This window comes from Actinomadura rubrobrunea NBRC 15275 (assembly GCF_001552235.1).
Classification (GTDB): Bacteria; Actinomycetota; Actinomycetes; order Streptosporangiales; family Streptosporangiaceae; genus Spirillospora; species Spirillospora viridilutea.
Genome location: NZ_BCQU01000051.1, coordinates 18,386 through 36,929 on the forward strand (window position 1 = coordinate 18,386; position 18,544 = coordinate 36,929).

Annotated in this window: 16 protein-coding genes; 10 read left to right on the top strand and 6 right to left on the bottom strand. The window is 73.7% G+C overall.

What is annotated here, in order from left to right; all coding sequences use genetic code 11:
• The first annotated feature begins 112 nt into the window (after window positions 1-112).
• On the top strand, window positions 113-1,009 hold the full coding sequence (locus AR3_RS17055) for a helix-turn-helix transcriptional regulator (protein WP_067915206.1): 897 nt from the start codon (window positions 113-115) through the stop codon (window positions 1,007-1,009).
• Window positions 1,010-1,085: 76 nt separating this feature from the next.
• Window positions 1,086-2,927, top strand: a complete 1,842-nt coding sequence (locus AR3_RS17060; RefSeq protein WP_217998597.1) for a transketolase — start codon at window positions 1,086-1,088, stop codon at window positions 2,925-2,927.
• A gap of 55 nt (window positions 2,928-2,982) precedes the next feature.
• Here AR3_RS17060 and AR3_RS17065 read toward each other — a convergent pair whose 3' ends face one another.
• Window positions 2,983-3,234 (bottom strand): DUF6343 family protein, encoded by a 252-nt coding sequence (locus AR3_RS17065; protein WP_067915207.1) that lies wholly within the window; start codon window positions 3,232-3,234, stop codon window positions 2,983-2,985.
• A gap of 18 nt (window positions 3,235-3,252) precedes the next feature.
• Window positions 3,253-3,705, bottom strand: coding sequence for a YbhB/YbcL family Raf kinase inhibitor-like protein (locus AR3_RS17070; RefSeq protein WP_067915208.1), 453 nt, complete (start codon window positions 3,703-3,705; stop codon window positions 3,253-3,255).
• A gap of 255 nt (window positions 3,706-3,960) precedes the next feature.
• Between AR3_RS17070 and AR3_RS17075 the strand changes: the two genes are divergently transcribed.
• The 8 genes from AR3_RS17075 to AR3_RS17110 all read left to right on the top strand — a co-directional run bounded on the left by AR3_RS17075 (window position 3,961) and on the right by AR3_RS17110 (window position 12,586).
• Window positions 3,961-4,572 (top strand): helix-turn-helix domain-containing protein, encoded by a 612-nt coding sequence (locus tag AR3_RS17075; RefSeq protein ID WP_067915209.1) that lies wholly within the window; start codon window positions 3,961-3,963, stop codon window positions 4,570-4,572.
• 76 nt (window positions 4,573-4,648) lie between these two features.
• The gene (locus AR3_RS17080) at window positions 4,649-5,842 is read left to right on the top strand and encodes an NAD(P)/FAD-dependent oxidoreductase (RefSeq protein ID WP_067915210.1); all 1,194 of its coding nucleotides are present in this window, start codon (window positions 4,649-4,651) and stop codon (window positions 5,840-5,842) included.
• Window positions 5,839-6,150 carry a (2Fe-2S)-binding protein gene (locus AR3_RS17085; protein WP_067915211.1) on the top strand — a complete coding sequence of 104 codons (312 nt, stop codon included), beginning with the start codon at window positions 5,839-5,841 and terminating at the stop codon, window positions 6,148-6,150. Before AR3_RS17080 ends, AR3_RS17085 begins: the two co-directional genes overlap by 4 nt.
• Window positions 6,147-7,634 carry an FAD/NAD(P)-dependent oxidoreductase gene (locus AR3_RS17090; protein ID WP_067915212.1) on the top strand — a complete coding sequence of 496 codons (1,488 nt, stop codon included), beginning with the start codon at window positions 6,147-6,149 and terminating at the stop codon, window positions 7,632-7,634. The genes AR3_RS17085 and AR3_RS17090 overlap by 4 nt, the downstream gene beginning before the upstream one ends.
• On the top strand, window positions 7,635-8,570 hold the full coding sequence (locus AR3_RS17095) for a dihydrodipicolinate synthase family protein (protein WP_067915213.1): 936 nt from the start codon (window positions 7,635-7,637) through the stop codon (window positions 8,568-8,570).
• A complete protein-coding gene (locus AR3_RS17100) occupies window positions 8,567-9,568 on the top strand; it encodes a proline racemase family protein (RefSeq protein ID WP_067915214.1) in 1,002 nt (333 codons plus the stop codon). The genes AR3_RS17095 and AR3_RS17100 overlap by 4 nt, the downstream gene beginning before the upstream one ends.
• 112 nt (window positions 9,569-9,680) lie before the next feature.
• Complete coding sequence (locus tag AR3_RS17105; protein ID WP_083951617.1) at window positions 9,681-11,147, top strand: amino acid permease; 1,467 nt, start codon at window positions 9,681-9,683, stop codon at window positions 11,145-11,147.
• A 14-nt stretch (window positions 11,148-11,161) separates the two neighbouring features.
• Window positions 11,162-12,586, top strand: a complete 1,425-nt coding sequence (locus AR3_RS17110) for an aldehyde dehydrogenase (NADP(+)) (protein WP_067915215.1) — start codon at window positions 11,162-11,164, stop codon at window positions 12,584-12,586.
• 53 nt (window positions 12,587-12,639) lie between these two features.
• Here the strand turns inward: AR3_RS17110 and AR3_RS29790 are convergent, their stop codons facing one another.
• The 4 genes from AR3_RS29790 to AR3_RS17130 form a co-directional block, all read right to left on the bottom strand.
• Complete coding sequence (locus tag AR3_RS29790; RefSeq protein ID WP_083951618.1) at window positions 12,640-14,490, bottom strand: caspase, EACC1-associated type; 1,851 nt, start codon at window positions 14,488-14,490, stop codon at window positions 12,640-12,642.
• Complete coding sequence (locus tag AR3_RS17120) at window positions 14,477-14,857, bottom strand: effector-associated constant component EACC1 (RefSeq protein ID WP_067915216.1); 381 nt, start codon at window positions 14,855-14,857, stop codon at window positions 14,477-14,479. Before AR3_RS17120 ends, AR3_RS29790 begins: the two co-directional genes overlap by 14 nt.
• A 1,002-nt stretch (window positions 14,858-15,859) precedes the next feature.
• Window positions 15,860-16,888, bottom strand: a complete 1,029-nt coding sequence (locus tag AR3_RS17125; protein WP_067915231.1) for a lactonase family protein — start codon at window positions 16,886-16,888, stop codon at window positions 15,860-15,862.
• A gap of 22 nt (window positions 16,889-16,910) precedes the next feature.
• A complete protein-coding gene (locus AR3_RS17130) occupies window positions 16,911-18,323 on the bottom strand; it encodes an NADP-dependent succinic semialdehyde dehydrogenase (RefSeq protein ID WP_067915217.1) in 1,413 nt (470 codons plus the stop codon).
• Window positions 18,324-18,544: the final 221 nt, after the last annotated feature.

An 18,544-nucleotide genomic window follows, 5' to 3' on the forward strand; every position in this document is an offset into this window, starting at 1 on the left:
TCAGCGTGCTGGCGAGCCGATACCAGTAACGAGAGCCGCCTGATACTGGTATTGGCGCTACCTGGCACGCGCGGCGGGCGCCGGGCAGGCTGGAAACGTGACGATGACACAGATGAGGACGTCCCCCGACCAGGGCGGTCGCGCCCCTGGGCGCGGCGCGCGACGCACGGAGCTCGCCGCGTTCCTGCGCTCCCGCCGCGAGCGCATCGGGCCCGAGGACGTGGGCCTGCCGCCCGGGCCGCGTCGCCGCACCCCAGGGCTGCGGCGCGAGGAGGTCGCCCAGCTCGCGGGCGTCGGGGTCACCTGGTACACGTGGCTGGAACAGGGGCGTCCCATCAACGCCAGCCCGCAGGTGCTGGACGCGGTGGCGCGCACGCTGCGGCTCGACCCCGCCGAACGCGAGCATCTGTACGCGCTGGCCGGGATGCCGCCTCCCGTTCCCGCCGACCTCGCGGGAGGGCTGCCCGAGGACATCCCCGCGATCCTGGACCGCCTGGCCCCGATGCCCGCCGCGGTGATCTCCGCGCGGGGGGACATCGTCGCCTGCAACCGGGCCTACGCGGCGGTCATGTGGTGCCTGGAGCGGATCCCGCCGAGCGAGCGCAACACCATGTGGCTGCTGTTCACGCTGCCGGGGTGCTGCAACCCCGTCGTCAACTTCACCGAGCAGGCCCACGAGGTCGTCGCGGTCTTCCGCTACCGCTACAGCCGGCACATGGGCGACCCGGGCTGGAAGGAACTGGTGCGGCGGCTGTGCGCGGCCAGCCCCGAGTTCGCGCGGCTGTGGGCCACGCAGGACGTGGCCCCGCCGCGCCCCTGCGACAAGGTGTTCCGGCACCCGGCGGTCGGAGAGATCGCCATGCGCTCCACGAGCCTCGACGTGACGACGGCGCCCGAGCTGCGGATGGTCGTCTACAACCCGCTCGACCGGGAGTCCGCCGACCGGATCGCCCGTCTGCTGGACCGTTCGGAGGAGGCGGCGGCCGCGCTGCCCGACCACCGGCACTGAGCAAGTCCGCATTCCTCCCTTTCGTCCGGGTAGGCAGGGACGGTCCGTGCCTGTGCCGACGCCCGGAGGGAGAGCTATGCGCGAGGACATGGACCTGGAGCGGGTGCGCGAGCTGGGCCAGCAGCTGAGGGTGGACGCGGTGCGGGCGGCCGACGCGGCGGGGTCGGGCCACCCCACCTCGTCGATGTCGGCGGCCGACCTGATGGCGGTGCTGCTGGCGCGGCACCTGCGGTACGACTTCGACGCGCCGTCCAATCCCTGCAACGACCAGTTCATCTTCTCCAAGGGGCACGCGTCGCCGCTGCTGTACGCGATGTTCGCGGCCGCCGACGCGGTGCCGGACGAGGAGCTGCTCAGGTTCCGCAGGCTCGGCGGCAGGCTGGAGGGCCACCCCACCCCCCGGCTGCCGTGGGTGAGGCTGGCCACCGGCTCGCTCGGCCAGGGCCTGCCGTACGGGGTGGGGGCGGCGCTGGCCGCCAAGCGGCTCGACCATGTCCCCTCCCGGGTGTGGGTGCTGTGCGGCGACAGCGAGATGGCCGAGGGCTCGGTGTGGGAGGCGGCCGAGCACGCCTCCCACGAGAAGCTGGACAATCTGACCGCCGTCATCGACGTGAACCGGCTGGGCCAGCGCGGACCCACCCGGCACGAGTGGGACACCGGCGCCTACGCCCGGCGGCTGCGGGCGTTCGGCTGGCACACCGTCGAGATCGACGGCCATGACGTCGCCGCGATCGACGCCGCGTACGTGGAGGCCGCGCGCACCACCGGCCGACCCACCGCCGTCATCGCCCGGACGCTGAAGGGCAAGGGCGTGAGCGCCGTCGAGGACCGCGAGGGCCTCCACGGCAAGCCGCTCCCGGACGCCGAGGACGCCATCGTCGAACTGGGCGGCCGCCGCCACATCCGCGTCGAGCCGCGCCACCCCGAGTGCGTCCGGTCGGCGCGGCCTCTGGATCACGCGCCGGTCGAACTGCCCCGGTTCGACGTGGGCGACGAGGTCGCCACCCGCGACGCCTACGGGCAGGCGCTCAGCGCCCTGGGCACCGCGCGGGGCGACGTGGTCGCCCTGGACGGCGAGGTCAGCGACTCCACCCGGTCGGAGTTCTTCGCCAAGGCGCATCCGGAGCGCTTCTTCGAGTGCTACATCGCCGAGCAGCAGATGGTGGCGGCCGCCGTGGGCATGCAGACGCGCGGCTGGGTGCCGTTCGCCTCGACCTTCGCCGCGTTCCTCACCCGCGCCTACGACTTCGTGCGCATGGCCGCCGTGAGCCGCGCCAATATCAACCTGGTGGGCTCGCACGCGGGCGTCGCCATCGGGCAGGACGGGCCGTCGCAGATGGGGCTGGAGGATCTGGCGGCGTTCCGGGCCGTGCACCGCAGCACCGTCCTGTACCCGTGCGACGCCAACCAGACCGCGCGGCTCGTCGCGGCCATGGCCGACGCCGCGGGCATCCGCTACCTGCGCACCACGCGCGGCGCCACCCCGGTGATCTACCCGCCGGACGAGGAGTTCCCGATCGGCGGCAGCAAGGTGCTGCGGTCCTCCGCCGACGACCGCGTCGCCATCGTGGCCGCCGGGGTGACGGTGCACGAGGCCCTCGCGGCCGCCGACCGCCTGGCCGCCGACGGGATCGCGGCGCGGGTGATCGACCTGTACTCGGTCAAGCCGGTGGACGCCGTCACCCTGCGCGCCGCCGCCGAGCGGACCGGCCGCCTGATCACCGTCGAGGACCACTGGCCGGAGGGCGGGATCGGCGACGCGGTGGCCGCGGCGTTCGCCGACGGCGGTCCCGTGCCGCGCCTGGTGCGGCTCGCGGTGCGGACCATGCCCGCGTCCGCCGCCCCCGCCGAGCAGCTGCGCGTCGCCGGCATCGACGCCGACGCGATCGTCGCCGCCGCGCGGGACCTGGTGGCCTGAGCCGCGCCGCGTCGGGCCGCCCCGCGGACCGGGCGCGGGCGTCACGGCGCGGGCGTCAGGTGCGGGCGCGGCGCGCGATGGCCACCAGGTCGATCGCCGCGATCACCGCGACGGCGGCGCAGATCGCGGCGGCGACCCACGGGCCGGGATCGCGCCCGCGGGCGCCCGACAGGGCGAACAGCACCGCGGCGGCGGCTCCCGCGACCAGCGCGACGCCGGACAGGACGGCGCGCAGCCGCAGCGGGCTGCGCGCCGTCGAGGGCTCATCGCCCGGCGGCTGCCGGTGCGGAGGGCGCGGGTCGTCCATGGTCCACCGCCTGCAGGTCTACCGTCCGTAGGTCCCCACGAGGGCGCCGGAGGCCACGGTCTTCCCCTCGACCGCCGTGCGGAAGTCGTCGGCGGTGAACCCGTCCTTGAGACCGGTCGCCCCCGACAGCCCGTACAACCGGAAGACGTAACGGTGCGGATCATCGCCCACGGGAGGGTGCGGGCCGCCGTAGCCCCGGAAGCCGAAGTCGTTGCGTCCCACGGCCGCCCCCTCAGGGACGCCGCCCGCCTCCACGCCGCCGGCGTCCGGGTCGATGCCCGCCAGCAGCCAGTGGACGAACGTACCGGCGGGCGCGTCCGGGTCCTCGCAGATCAGCGCGAGCTCGGCCACTGCGCCGGGAGGGGGCGACCAGACCAGCGGCGGCGACACGTCGCCTTGGGCGTGCGCGTACTCCGCCGGGATCGGGGTGTGATCGCTGAAGGCGGGGCTGCGCAGTGTGATGTAGTCCATATCGGGCTCCTGCCCGTTCCGTCCGGTCCGATTCCGCCGGATCGGCGTCGCCGGTCGAGGCGCGGCCCGGCGTTTCGGAGGACGTCGGAACCCGCGGCGGCGGCCCGACGACTCCGCCTGCGGCCGGTCGCGGCCCGCCGATGTCCGCCGTGGCGTTCGATAGACCGAACGGACGGTACGCTGGGCCCGGTTCCGGGCGAGGATCGGGTCGGGCGAGGACCGGGTCGGGCGAGGAAAGGGTGAGGTGAGACGCGCGTGGGCGGTCCGGGGGAGTCGGTACGGGACGTGCTGGCGGCCAACCTGCGGCGCGCCCGGATCGAGCGGGGGCTGTCGCTGTCGGAGCTGTCGCGCCGCTCGAAGATCGGCAAGGCCACGCTGTCGCAGCTGGAGGCGGGCGCGGGCAACCCCACGATCGAGACGGTGTTCAGCCTGTCGCGGGCGCTGGAGGTGCCCATCTCCGACCTGCTGGACCGCCAGCTGCCGTTCGGTCCGACCGTGGTGCGCGGCGCCGAGGTGGAGGTGCTGCGCGGGGCCGCCGTCGACCTGCGGCCGCTGCACGGCATCGAGGTCGACGGCGCGATCGTCGAGGTCTACGACCAGCGGGTGCGGCCGGGCGCGCGGCAGGACTCGCTCGGCCACGTCGGGATCGAGCACACCGTCGTCCAGGCGGGGCGGCTCGGCGTCCGGGTCGGCGACCAGGAGGTCGAGCTAGGGCCCGGCGACTACATCGGGTTCGACGCCCTGCGCCCGCACGGCTACGTCGCGCTGGACGGTCCGGTGCGGTCGGTGCTCCTCCTGCAGTACGGCTCCGACCAGCGGCTCCGCCACGCCGACCCGCACGCGCCCGGCCCGGGCGGCAACGGCTGAACGGGGCGTTGACAGCGCCCGAACGACGGGCTTAGCCTCAGCAGCGTTCGATTTACCGAACGGCCGGGAGGGTGCGATGCGGGGACCGCGGGTCGCGGTGCTGGGCGCCGGGATCGTCGGCGCGGCGTGCGCCCGCGAGCTGGCCCGCGCCGGGCTTCCGGTGACCGTCCTGGAGCGGGGCGGCCCCGCCGCGGCGACCACCGCGCACGGCGAGGGCAACGTGCTCGTCTCCGACAAGGGCCCGGGCCCCGAGCTGGCCCTGGCGCGGCTGTCGCTGGCGCTGTGGCCGCGGATCCTGGACGAGATCGCCGAGCGGCGTCCCGAGACGGCGCGGGCCGTCGAGTGGGACCCCAAGGGCGGCATCGTCGTGGCCGCCACCGACGAAGGCGCCCGCGAGCTGGAGCGCTTCGCCGCCGGGCAGCGCGCCGCGGGCGTCACCGCCGAGCCGCTGGACGCGTCCGGCCTGGCCGACGCCGAACCCCATCTCACCCGCGACGTCGCCGCCGCCGTCCACTACCCCCAGGACGCCCAGGTGCAGCCCGCCGCCGCGGCCGCCGCCCTGCTCGCCGACGCCCTCGACGCGGGCGCCGAGCTGCGGACGCGCTGCGAGGTGCTCGGCCCCGTCACCAGGAGCGGCCGCCTGGCCGCCGTCCGCACCTCGCAGGGCACGGTGGAGGCCGACGCCTTCGTCAACGCGGCGGGTCCCTGGTCGGGCGGCCTGGCGGCGCGGCTGGGCGCCCCCGTGGACGTGCGGCCGCGGCGCGGCGAGGTCCTGGTGACCGCGCCGCTGCCGCCGACCGTCTTCCACAAGGTCTACGACGCCGACTACGTCGGCGCGGTCGGCAGCGACGCCGAGGACCTGCGGGCGTCGGCGGTCGTGGAGGCCACCCGCGCCGGGACGGTGCTGATCGGCTCGTCGCGGCGCCGCGTCGGCTTCGACGACCGGCTGCGCCCCGAGGTGCTGTCGGTGATCGCCGCCAAGGCGCTGCGGCTGTTCCCGTGCCTGGACGGCGTGCCGGTGATGCGCGCCTACGGCGGCTTCCGCCCGTACGTGCCCGACCATCTGCCGATCATCGGCCCGGACCCGCGGCTGCCCGGCCTGTGGCACGCCACCGGCCACGAGGGCGCGGGCATCGGCCTGGCCCCCGGCACCGCCCGCCTGCTGGCCGATCTGCTGCTGGGCCGCACCCCGCCGCTGGACCCGGCCCCGTTCCGCGCCGACCGCCCGGCCGCCCTGGGCGACCCGTCGCCGACAGGAGGTGCCGCATGAGCCCCAGACTCGTCCCCGCCGAGGACGACCCGATCGGCCGCCGCCGCGCCGCGCCGCTGCGCATCACCGTGGACGGCGAGCCTCTCACCGGCGTGGCGGGCCAGACGATCGCGGGAGTGCTGCTGGCCGCCGGGCGCCGCGCGTGGCGCCGCGGCCCGTCCGGCGCGCCGCGCGGGGTGTTCTGCGGCATCGGCGTGTGCTTCGACTGCGTGGTGACGGTGAACGGCGAACGCGACGTGCGCGCCTGTCGCCGCCGTGCCCGCGACGGCGACGTCGTCGCCACCCAGTCCCGGGAGGCGGGCCGATGAGCGCGGACGCGCGACGGCACGTCGTCGTGGTCGGGGCCGGGCCGGCGGGGCTGGCGGCCGCGTCCGCCGCGCTGCGGGCCGGGGCTCGGGTCACGCTCCTCGACGCGGCGGAACGCCCCGGCGGCCAGTACCACCGGACGCCGCCCGAGGAGTTCGCCGCGGCGCACCCCGAGCGGCTGCACCGCGGATGGCGGACCTTCGACCGCGTGCGGCGGCATGTCCTGACGCATCCGCGCTGCGCCTGGTGGCCGGAGAGCGCCGTATGGGCGCTGGAACGACCCGATCCCGGCGAGGAGCGCCCCCCGCGCGTGCACGTCGTGCGCGGACCGGCCGACGGCGCCGGACGCCGCCGCCACGTCCTGGACCCGGACGCGCTCGTCCTCGCGCCCGGCGCCCACGACCGCGTGCTGCCGTTCCCCGGCTGGGACCTGCCGGGCGTGTACACCGCCGGAGCCGCGCAGGCGCTGGCCAAGGGCGAACGCCTCGTCGTCGGCGACCAGGTCGTGATCGCCGGTTCCGGACCGTTCCTCCTTCCGGTGGCGGAGTCCCTCCTGGAGGCCGGGTCGCGCGTCGTGGAGGTACTGGAGGCCAACCCGGCGGGCACCGTGCTCCGCGGCTGGGGACGCCGCCCCTGGGAGCTCGCCTCGTACACGGGCAAGCTCGCCGAACTGGCCGAGTACGCCGCGCTGCTGGCGCGGCACCGCGTCCCCTACCGCTGCGGCCGCGCGGTCGTCGAGGCGCGCGGCGACGGCCGGGTGGAAGAGGTCGTCACCGCCCGGCTGCGTCCCGACTGGTCGGTCGTGCCCGGCAGCGAACGCACCGTCCCCGTCGACGCCGTGTGCGTCTCGCACGGCTTCACGCCCCAGCTGGAACTGCCCGTCGCGGCGGGCTGCGCGCTGCGCCGTCCCGACCCCGCCTCCCCGGCCGAGGCGTTCGTCGAGGTCGACGGCGACCAGCGCACCACCAGCCCCGGCGTCTACGCCGCGGGCGAGATCACCGGGATCGCCGGCGCCCCCGCGGCCCGCACCGAAGGGCTCATCGCCGGATGGGCCGCCGGGGGAGGGGCGCCCGACGCGCCGGAACTGGTCCCGCTGCGCCGCCGCCGCGACCGGGACCGCGCGTTCGCCGAACGCCTCGCCGCCGCGCACCCCGTCGGCGCCGCCTGGCACGGATGGCTGCGCCCCGACACCGTGGTCTGCCGCTGCGAGGGGACCGCCTACGGCGCGCTGCGCCGGGCGGCCGGCGAGCCCGCCGGATCGTCCGCCCGCGCCGTCAAACTGACCACCCGCGCCGGCCTCGGCCCCTGCCAGGCCCGCGTCTGCGGCCCGACGGTCGCGCGGCTCCTCGCCGCGGGCGGAACGCCCGAGGCGGCCGCGGCCGAAGGGCTGCCCTCCGCCACCCCGCACCACCGGCCGCTCGCCCAGCCCGTCCGGCTCGGCGAGCTGGCCCGCCGCCCCCACACCGAGCAGGAAAGAGAGCACTGAATGAGCACCGGCACCAAGGTCGACGGACTCGGCGGCGTGATCGTCGCGACCGCGCTGCCCTACCGGGAGGACGCGTCCGCGCCCGCCGGACTGGCGGTCGACTACGACCGGTACGCCGAGCACTGCCGCTGGCTGGTCGACAACGGCTGCCGCGGCGTGGGCCCCAACGGCTCGCTGGGCGAGTACTCCTCGCTCACCGACGACGAGCGCCGCCGCGTCGCCCGCACCGCCGTGGAGGCCGTCGGCGGCGACGGCGTGGTGGTCGTCGGCGTGCACGGCCCCGGCTCCCACCAGGCCAGGCACTGGGCCGAGCTGGCCGCCGAGGACGGCGCCGACGGCGTGCTGTGCCTGCCGCCCACCATGTACCGGGCGAACCGCGGCGAGGTCATCGCCCACTTCGAAGCCGTCGCGTCCGTCGGCCTGCCCGTGATGGTCTACAACAACCCGATCGACACCAAGGTCGACCTGACCCCCGACCTGCTCGCCGAGATCGCGCAGATCGACAACGTCGTCGCGGTCAAGGAGTTCTCCGGGGACGTGCGGCGCGTCCTGGAGATCCGCGAGAAGGCCCCCGGCCTGGAGGTGGTCGCCGGCGCCGACGACTGCACCCTGGAGGCGCTGCTGATGGGCGCCACGGGCTGGTTCGCCGGGTTCCCCAACGTGTTCCCCGCCGAGTCGGCCGAGCTGTTCGCGCTCGCGACGGAGGGCAGGCTGCGGGAGGCGCGGGCGCTGTACGAGCCGCTGGTCGCGGCGTTCCGCTGGGACTCGCGCACCGAGTTCGTCCAGGCCATCAAGCTCGGCATGGACATGGTCGGCAGGTACGGCGGCCCCTGCCGCCCGCCGCGCGGCCCGCTCACCGACGAGCACCGCGCCCAGGCCGCCGCCGACATGGAACGGGCGATCACGGCCCTGCGGGAGAGGAGGTCCGCCGCATGAGGTCGGTGCGCAGCATCGCCGCCGTCGACTCGCACACCGAGGGGATGCCCACGCGCGTCGTCACCGGCGGCGTGGCGCCCATCCCCGGCGCCACCATGGCCGAACGCCGCCGCCACGCCATCGAGCACCTCGACGGGCTGCGCCGCTTCCTGATGGACGAGCCGCGCGGCCACTCGGCGATGAGCGGCGCGATCCTGCAGCCGCCCACCCGCCCCGACGCCGACTGGGGCGTGCTCTACATCGAGGTCAGCGGGTTCCTGCCGATGTGCGGCCACGGCACCATCGGGGTGGCGACCGTGCTCGTGGAGACCGGCATGGTCGAGGTGACCGAGCCGGAGACGATCGTGCGGCTCGACACCCCCGCCGGGCTGGTCGAGGCCCGCGTGGCGGTGCGCGACGGCGCGGCCGAGCGGGTCACCCTGCGCAACGTGCCCGCGTTCGCCCTCGAGCGGGACGCCGTCGTCGACGTCCCGGGGCTCGGCGAGGTCCGCTACGACATGGCCTACGGCGGCAACTTCTACGCGATCACCGAGCTGGAGCCGCTCGGCCTGCCGTTCGACCGGTCCCGCAAGGACGAGATCCTGCGCGCCGGGCTGGCGATCATGTCGGCGATCAACGAGCGGAACCCGCCCCGGCACCCCGCCGACCCGCTGATCGGCGGCTGCAAGCACGTGCAGTTCCTGGCGCCCGGCTCGAACGCCCGGCACTCGCGCAACGCGATGGCCATCCACCCCGGCTGGTTCGACCGGTCGCCGTGCGGCACCGGCACCTGCGCGCGCATGGCCCAGCTGCACGCGCGCGGCGAGCTGGACCTGCACACCGACTTCGTCAACGAGTCCTTCATCGGCACCCGGTTCGTCGGCCGGCTCGTCGGCACCGCGGAGGTCGGCGGCGTGCCCGCCGTCGTCCCCGAGTTCTCCGGCCGGGCCTGGATCACCGGGACCGCCACGTACATGCTCGATCCGGCCGACCCCTTCCCGCACGGCTTCGTCCTCTAGCCGCACGGCCCCGGCCGCTCTCGACGCGCCCTTCCGCGGCGCGCCTTTCACCGCCGACGACGCGTCGGCGCCCCTCGTCGATCACCCCTGCATCCAGTCGGGAGGGACCCTCATGTCCCAAGCCACGCCAGGAACCCGATCACAAGCCGCCGTCACCGGGACGGGGCTGTTCACCAGAGCGGGCGTCTTCCGCCTCAAACCCGTCGACTCCTCCGAGGAGGAGACCGCCGGCGGGCTGCGCCGCACCATGGGCCTGTGGCAGCTGGTCGCGCTCAGCCTGGGCGGTCTCGTCGGCGCGGGCGTGTTCTCCCTGGCCGGCGTCGTCGCCCACGAGGACGCCGGACCCGGCGTGATGATCTCGTTCCTGATCGCCATCGTGGCCAGCGGCGCCGCGGCGCTGTGCTACGCCGAGTTCGCCGGCATGATCCCCAAGGCCGGCTCCGCCTACACCTACGCCTACGCCACGCTCGGCGAGCTGGCCGGCTGGGCCATCGGCTGGGACCTGCTGCTGGAGTACACCGCGATCGTCGCGGTGGTGGCGATCGCGATCTCCGGCTACCTGTCCTACCTGACCGACCGGATCGGGCTGCAGCTGCCGGACTGGGCCCTCGGCGCGCCCGGCACCGGACCCGGGCACAAGATCGACCTGTTCGCCGCGCTGCTGTGCCTGCTGCTGGCGTTCGTCCTCGCCCGCGGCACCAAGGAGTCGGCGCGGTTCGAGACGGTCCTGGTCGCCCTCAAGATCGGCATCGTCGCGCTGGTGATCGTCGCGGGCGCGTTCCACGTCTCCGCCGGCAACTACTCGCCCTTCCTCCCGTACGGGATCGGCGGCGCCTTCACCGGCGCGGCCACCGTGTTCTTCGCCGTCTACGGGTACGACGCGATGAGCGCCGCGGCCGAGGAGAGCGCCGAGGCCAAACGGGTGCTGCCCAAGGCCATCGTCATCTCCCTCGCCGTCGCCGCCGTCGTCTACCTGCTGGTGTGCCTGGTGATGCTGGGCATGCAGGACTACCGCGACATCGACGTCAAGAGCCCGTTCTCCAGCGCGCTGTCAGCGGTGGGCCTGGCCTGGCTGGGCACGGTCGTGGCCGTCGGAGCGGTGCTCGGCATCGCCACCTCCGCGCTGGCCAACATGCTCGCGGTGACCCGGGTGTGGTTCGCGATGAGCCGCGACGGACTGCTGCCGTCCTGGTTCGCCCGCAACCACCCGCGGCGGCACGTGCCCACCCGCGTCATCTGGCTCGTGGGCGTCGGCTCGGCGTTCATCGCGGGGTTCCTGCCCATCCGGGAGGCGGCCGACCTGACCAACATCGGCATCCTCATGGCGTTCATCGTGGTCGCCGCCGCCGTCATGGTGATGCGCCGCACCCGTCCCGACCTGCCCCGCTCGTTCCGCACCCCGTGGGTGCCGGTCGTGCCTCTGCTCGGCATCGGGTTCTCGGTCTGGCTGATCTCCAACCTCGACTGGGTGACCTGGGCGCGGTTCGCGGGGTGGATGCTGCTCGGTCTGGTGGTGTACGGGTGCTATGGGTACCGTCATTCGGCCGAACGCGCCGGCGACGCAGAGTCGCGAGGCTGAGGATTGGAGCGAGCATGAGCGTGTTGACGCCCGATGAGGCCGTGGCGAGAGCGCAGACCGCCGCGGGGCCGTGGGCCGCTGCACCGCCCAAGGAGCGGGCCGCGGCGCTCACCGCCGTCGCCGACGCCCTGGAAGCGGCGCGCGAGGAGCTGGTGGCGCTCGCCGACGAGGAGACCCGCCTCGGCCCGGCCCGCCTCAACGGCGAGCTGACCCGTACTACCTTCCAGCTCGGGCTGTTCGCGGAGGTGGCGCAGGCGGGGGAGTACTTCGACGTGCGCATCGACCGCCCCGATCCCGACTGGCCCCCGGGGCCGCGCCCCGATCTGCGCCGTTACCGCACGGCGGTGGGCCCGGTGCTGGTGTTCGCGGCGAGCAACTTCCCCTTCGCGTTCAGCGTCGCGGGCGGCGACACCGCCTCGGCGTGGGCGGCGGGCTGCCCGGTCGTCGTCAAGGCGCATCCGGGGCATCCGCGGCTGTCGCGCCGCACCGGCGAGATCGTCGCGGCGGCGCTGGCCGGCGCGGGGGCGCCCGACGGGGTGTTCGGGCTCATCGAGGGCGAGGAGGAGGGCGTGCGGGCGCTGCGGCATCCGGGGATCGCGGCGGCCGCGTTCACCGGTTCGCAGCGCGGCGGCCTCGCGCTGGCGCGCATCGCCGCCGAGCGCCCCGTGCCCATCCCGTTCTACGGCGAGCTGGGCAGCGTCAACCCGGTCGTGGTGACGCCCGCGGCCGCGGCCGCGCGCGCCGACGAGATCGCCCAGGGGTACGTGGGGTCGCTGACCTTGGGCGCCGGCCAGTTCTGCACCAACCCGGGCCTCATGTTCGTCCCGGCGGGCGGCGACCTCCTCGACAGGATCACCGCGAAGCTCGGGGAGGTCGGCGAGGCGCCGATGCTCAACGACAGGATCCGCGGCGGGTTCCTGGACACGGCCCGCGCACTGGCCGGACGCCCGGGCGTGCGGCGCCTGGTGTGGCCGTCCGACGACTCCTCGGCCGCGCCCCGGCTGATCACGATGGACCTGGCCGCGTTCGCCGCCGACCCCGGCGCCGCCGAGGAGTGCTTCGGCCCGCTCGGCCTGGTGGTCGTCTACGAGCGGCTGGCGGACGTCGCCGGCGCCGTGGCCGCGCTGCCCGGCCAGCTCACCGCGTCCCTGCACGCCGAGGACGCCGAGGCCGGCGAGCTCGCGGAGCTGGCCCGGGTGCTGGCCGACCGCAGCGGCCGGGTGCTGTGGAACCAGTGGCCGACGGGCGTGGCCGTCACCCACGCCATGCAGCACGGCGGCCCGTTCCCCGCCACCACCGCGCCGTCGACCACGTCGGTCGGGACGGCCGCGATCGAGCGCTTCCTGCGGCCCGTCACCTACCAGCAGTGGCCGCAGGACCTCCTCCCCCCGCCGCTGCGCGACGACAACCCCTGGGGCGTCCCCCAGCGGATCAACTGAATCCTGTGCGGGATGCTCGGCCGGAACGGCACGGCCGAGCATCCCGCGGGGGCTCATTCCTCTTCCCGGCGGAGGCTGAAGAACGCCTCCCTGCTCTCGAGTTCGACGGAGGTGCGCCCGAACTCGGAGACCAAGGCGAGATAGAACAACGCGGGCGCGGTCGGCGCCCACCAGTCACGGCGCTCCCTGGCGAACATGAAGCGGACCACTTCGTAGGTCTCGCAAGGCTCCAGGTGGTGGCTGGCGTGCTCGAACTTGTCCGCCACACCGCGGCTGCGCCGAGCCAGGAACTCCTCTCCGGTCAACGAGTCGAGTCGCGCCACGAACAGAACGCCCCACTGGTTCTTGCGGTCCACCGAGAGGCCCAGCATGTCCAGCCGGTACTCGTTCTCCTCCAGGGCGAGCTCCTCCCGGAGGCCGCGCCTGGCGACGTTGTACAGATTCGGTGCGTTACGTCCCGCCGAGTCGATGTCGCGAGACAGCGCCTCGTTCGCTGACGAGTTCCAAAAGCCCGGGTGCGACCCCACCGCGCGGCTGCGCCTGGAGAAGATCAGCTGCTTGTCCGCGGTGATCACTGCGATGTTGGTGCCGAGGCTGCAGGACATGAACGCTGGCACGCTGAACGGGTCGTTGCCGTCCAGGTAGCGGCTGCGCGGTGTCGACCCATCAGCGAACGGCCGGTCCAGCTGCTGCGTGGCAAGGAAGGTGTAGTAGTCCGCCTGTTGCAGCCGCAGAAAGATGATCGGAGCCTCCGTGTCGGCCTTGCGACTGATGGTGACCTGCTCGATCGCGTATTGGCTGCCGTTCCAGAAGTGGTTGTCGCCGCGCCGTCGCCGGTCCTCCTGCTCCCGTTCGATCTCCCGCTTCCACTCGCGGATCTCCTCGGGAAGCACGACCTCCTGGTGGTCGACGATGATCCGGACGGAGTCCTCGGTGATGACGTTGGTGCCGTCGCCCTCCACAATGACCAGCGGTGTGCGAAACGGCCCCCAGCGGAACGCGTCTTCACGCCAGGCCCAGCCCTCCGTCGGGTCCTTGACCCGCCAGCCCTCGTACGGGTCCGGTGCGGCCCGGGGTGCCGTCGCCGGGCGCCGCGGGGCCGGAACGATGTCGGCCTGCGGCAGGCTCGTGTCCCTGTGCGCGCGGTTGCGGAACAGGGTGATCTCAGCGCCCAGCGCCTTGCTGCTCTGCGTCGGCACCGGCGCCGTCTTCTCGGCGCTGAGCGCCTGGTGGACCTGCTGGAAGACACGCCACATCGTCAGCTCGGCCGGAGCGTCGGGAATGCCGTTTTTCAGCACGTGCAGCAGTTCACCGGTGAACGCGGTATATCCGTCACGACCGGCCGCGAGGGACTCCGCGTCGGCCGCCGACGACACCATGACGAAGGCGCCGTTGATCAGTGTCTGTCCGGCCAGGTCGTTCTGGCCCATGGGCGTGTACAGGGCCCGTCCGCTGTAGCAGCAATCCAGGATCACGACCTTGCAGGCGCTCTGGGCGAGGCGTATCTCCTCGGCCAGCCACTCGTAGGGGAGGGTGGTGGCTTTCCGGACGGTGCCGTGCGGATCCTTCCGGGTCGTCTTCAGCGACAGCAGCAGTTCACCCGGCTTGGTGCCGTGGAAGCCATGACCGGCGTAGTACACCAGAAGCGCCTCCTCTGCCTGCGCCCCTGCCTGCTCAACGGCATCCACCACCTCCGCCGGGTAGCGCGGCTGCGGCAGGACGACGCAGTTCTCCGGCGGGAGCCCCCATACGGCGGGGTCGGTCAGGTAGCGCTGCAGTGCGGAGAGATTGGCGTTGACGGCAGGCAGCGCGGGCAGCTGGTCGGCTTGGTCGAAGTGGTGCGCGCCGATGAGAACGGCGCGCGATTTCGCCGGGTCGGCGAGGCGGGACTCACCGGTCGTCATTCGGACCGTCCTTTTCTTGCTGGTCTGATCCCTCCTTGCCGGTTCCGAGTATTCTCCGCAATTCCGCTTCTGTCAGGTTCTCGATGACGTAGATGTCCCCGGCGCGCTCCAGTCGGAGGGTGGGACGGCGGCGCAGTGTCGCGTACCACCTGATCAGTGATGACGTCACGACCTCGATGAGCTCGGGATGGTCCAGAAGGATTTGGACGAACTGCTCGGCTCCCATGTGCCCGGGCTTCGGCGGCGTCTGCCGGAGCGCCAGTCGTGCCGGACGCCTGCCGTCCAAGTCCTCATAAAGCCACTGGTACAAGGCCGCCGCGTCTGGCGTCTGTTCGTCACCATCCAGGCTGATGCGAATGTCAAGCATGCCTGCCCCCCGTCGCTTCGATGTCGCCACGGTAGAGATGAAAATTAGCATATTGTCACGGCTCCGGGACCGTTCGAGAACGGTTTAGCGATAATCTGATTTCCGGTACCACCGTAATTAGGTGATCTATGGGGGCGCCGTCCCCGGAATCGGCTCGGTGAGATGGTGTGGGGAAGCGAAACGGGCGCGCTGGCCGCTGAGGACCGCAATGATGATCGCGTGCCGGGCGGCTCGGTGTCAGATTGGGCAGGGCCGTGATCGGACCGCAGAGTGCGTTCGTCCTGCGGTGCCCGTGGAACTCGGTGAGCGAGACGCAGCAGACAGGTCGGGTAGCCGGGACGTGTTGGTGTTCTCGCAGTCTCTGGCAGCGACCGCTGCAGTTTCATCAGCCGTCTGCCGGCTGTCGTGCCCGCCTCCCCGACGCGGCGCCCGCAGGCGACGACAGCGCGGGAGGCACGCAGCAGCCTTCGGGCAACTGCCGCGATCTCCTCCATGGCCACCGCCGGCTCGCGCTATGCGAGCGGCGAGGACGTGCGTATTGGAGCGAGACGCTGACGGCGGTGGGGGGAATGCACGTGCCCGGTGCCGAGCCCGTGCGACCGGCCATAGGGCGGCAGGGGTTGCAGGGCGACGGACAGCTCGCCGACGGGAGTGTCACCACTAGGACCAACACGCAGTAGAGGATCGACCATGTGGTCGTCTGCGCCGTCGAGGAGGCGGTCCGCCCATCCTCGCGTGGCGTGGTCACGGTACTGATGAGCGTCACCGCCGCCCTGAGGACGCCGTCGCAAGCGAGTCGCCGCGACCGCCCACATGTCTGCCTACGGAGCGGTCTCGAACGTCGAGGGCTGACGGGCGTGCGCGAGTTTGACGTGGGCGGCGACGACCCCTGGCGCGTGCCGTATTCGCCCGTCGTGAGGCCGGTGCCACCGAGCCGGTCGTCGCCGCCAAGGCAGCGCGCGAGGGATCACACTGTTCGCCTCCGCGCGCCGGAGGCTGCGATCAGTCGGCCGGGATCAGGCACACGGGTGTCGGGGCGGGTTGGGGTCGCCCCTGCGGCTTCGGTATCCCGTCCGTCACGCTGAACGTGGAGATGTCGCCGGAGTACTGGTTGGCCGTGTGCAGCCACTGCGCGTCCACGTGCAGGTCCCGCGGCCCCTGCCCGCCGCAGGGCACGTCGGCGACGGGACGCAGCCCCGTGCCGTCGCCGACCACCTCGTGCACGGTGATCACGTCGGCGCCGCGGGTGGACGTGTAGGCGCGGCGGCCGTCGGGAGAGAGCTTGATCGCCGCGCTCGTCGCGTCGCCGGGCGCCGGGTCCGCCGTGGCGGGCGACTCCCCGGTGACGACCAGGTCCGCGTAGCCGTCGCGGGGGCTCAGCGCGACGACGGTGTTCGCCAGCTCGGTGATCACGAACACGGTGCCGGACGGGTGGACCGCCAGGTGGCGGGGCCCGCACCCGGACGGCATCGGCAGCTCGGCGACCAGCCGCGCCGCGCCCGCCTCCACGCGGAACGCGCGCAGCAGGTCGGCGCCGAGGTCCGTGCCGAGGATCGTGCCGTCCGGGGCGAACGCCGCGGAGTGCGCGTGCGGCCCCTCCTGCCGGTTTTTGCGCGGGCCGCTTCCCTGACCGGGCAGCACCGACGGGTCGCCGTCGAACGACCCGTCCGCCGCGAGAGGCGCGACGGCGAACGCCCCGGCCACATAGCAGCTGACCGCCAGGCAGTCGCCTCCCGGAGCGACGGCGACGTGGCATGGGCCGGCGGGCACCGGCCGCGACCCGAGGGGACGCAGCGCCCCGCCGGCGCCGACCGCGAACGCGGCGACGGACGCCCCCTCGTCCAGCTCGCTGACCGCGTACAGCACCGGCAGCCGCGGATGCGTCGCCAGGTACGAGGGATCGGCCATCTCGGCCGCGCATTCGATCCGCTCGAACGCGCCGCTGCCGGACGCGCGCAGCGCCCGGTGGACGCCGCGCCCCGAGCCCTGGTCGCCGGTGTACGTCCCCACCCAGAACAGTCGATCGCTCACGGTCCGCACGCTACCCGCATGATCACTCGGTCGGCGCGTCCGACTCGGCGGACTCCGCCCCGTGCCCGATCCACACCGTCTTGACGTTGCAGAACGCGCGGGCGCCCTCCCGCGACAGTTCGCGCCCGTAGCCGGACCGTTTGACGCCGCCGAACGGAAGCTGCGGGTAGGAGGTCGTCGTGCCGTTGATGAACACCTGCCCGGCCTCCATGTCGTCGACGAGCCGTTCGCGCTCGCGGGGGTCGTCCGTCCAAGCGTTGGAGCCGAGACCGAAGCCGATGGCGTTGGCCAGGTCGATCGCCTCATCGAGGTCGCGGACGCGGAACAGCGACGCGACCGGACCGAACACCTCCTCGTGGTACATCCGCATGTCGGGTGTCACCCCGGCGACCACGGTCGGCGGGTAGTACCAGCCCTTGCCGGGCGGCCGCGCCCCGCCGCACAGCACGGTCGCGCCCTGCTTCACGGCGTCGGCCACCAGGTCCTCCACGTCGGACCGCCCTTGTTCGCTGACCAGCGGCCCGACGTCGGTGGACTCGTCCATGGGGTCGCCCACCGTCAACGCCCGCATCCGCTCCACGAACGCCTGCTCGAACTCGTCGGCCACGTCCTCGACGACGATGAACCGCTTGGCGGAGATGCAGCTCTGCCCGTTGTTCAGGCACCGCGACGTGGCCGCGGCCTCGGCGGCGCGCGGAACGTCGGCCGAGGCGGTCACCACGAACGGGTCGCTGCCGCCCAGCTCGAGCACGCTCGGCTTGAGCTCGTCCGCCGCGACCGACGCCACCGACCGCCCGGCCGGTTCGCCGCCGGTGAGCGTGACCGCCCGCACCCGCGGGTCCCGCAGCACCCGCTCCACCTGCCCGGACCCGATGAGCAGCGTCTGGAACACGCCCTCGGGGAATCCGGCCCGGCGGAACAGCTCCTCCAGGAACAGCGCCGTCTGCGGGACGTTGGACGCATGCTTGAGCAGCCCCGCGTTCCCGGCCATCAGTCCGGGCGCGGCGAACCGGATCACCTGCCACAGCGGGAAGTTCCACGGCATGACCGCCAGCACCGGACCGAGCGGCTGGTATCGCACATAGGCGCGCGCAGCCCCGACGGCCTCCGCGTCGGCGGGCCGGTCGGCCAGGAACCCGGCGGCATGCTCGGCGTAGTACCGGCAGGCCGCCGCGCACTTGGCCGCCTCGGCGCGCGCCGCCGTGATCGTCTTGCCCATCTCGCGGGTCAGCAGGGCCGCCGCCCGGTCGCGTTCGGCGTCCAGGATGTCGGCGGCCGCGTTCATCCAGCGGGCGCGTTCGTCCATGCCCGTCCGGCGGTACGAGCGGAAGGCGTCCGCCGCGCGTCCGACGCGCCGGTCGATCTCCGGCTCCGGCAGCGGGTCGAACGTCCGCTCCACCTCGCCGGTCGCCGGGTTGGTCGTCGCGATCGTCATGTGCGTCGCCCCCTGCTCCGGCGGCCGTCGTGCGGTCCACCGTCCCGTCGTGCCCGACGGTGTAAGGGGAAAACCAGTGGAGGCCAGCGGCGGCGGTGCCCCGCCTACGGGGTTCAAGACGAGGCCGCGCAGGCCGCCGCCGGTGTCCGCGGACGACACAGTCAGCGGTTGATCGCGACCACATCGGATAGGGCGCCATTGGATAGGGCGCCCATTGGATA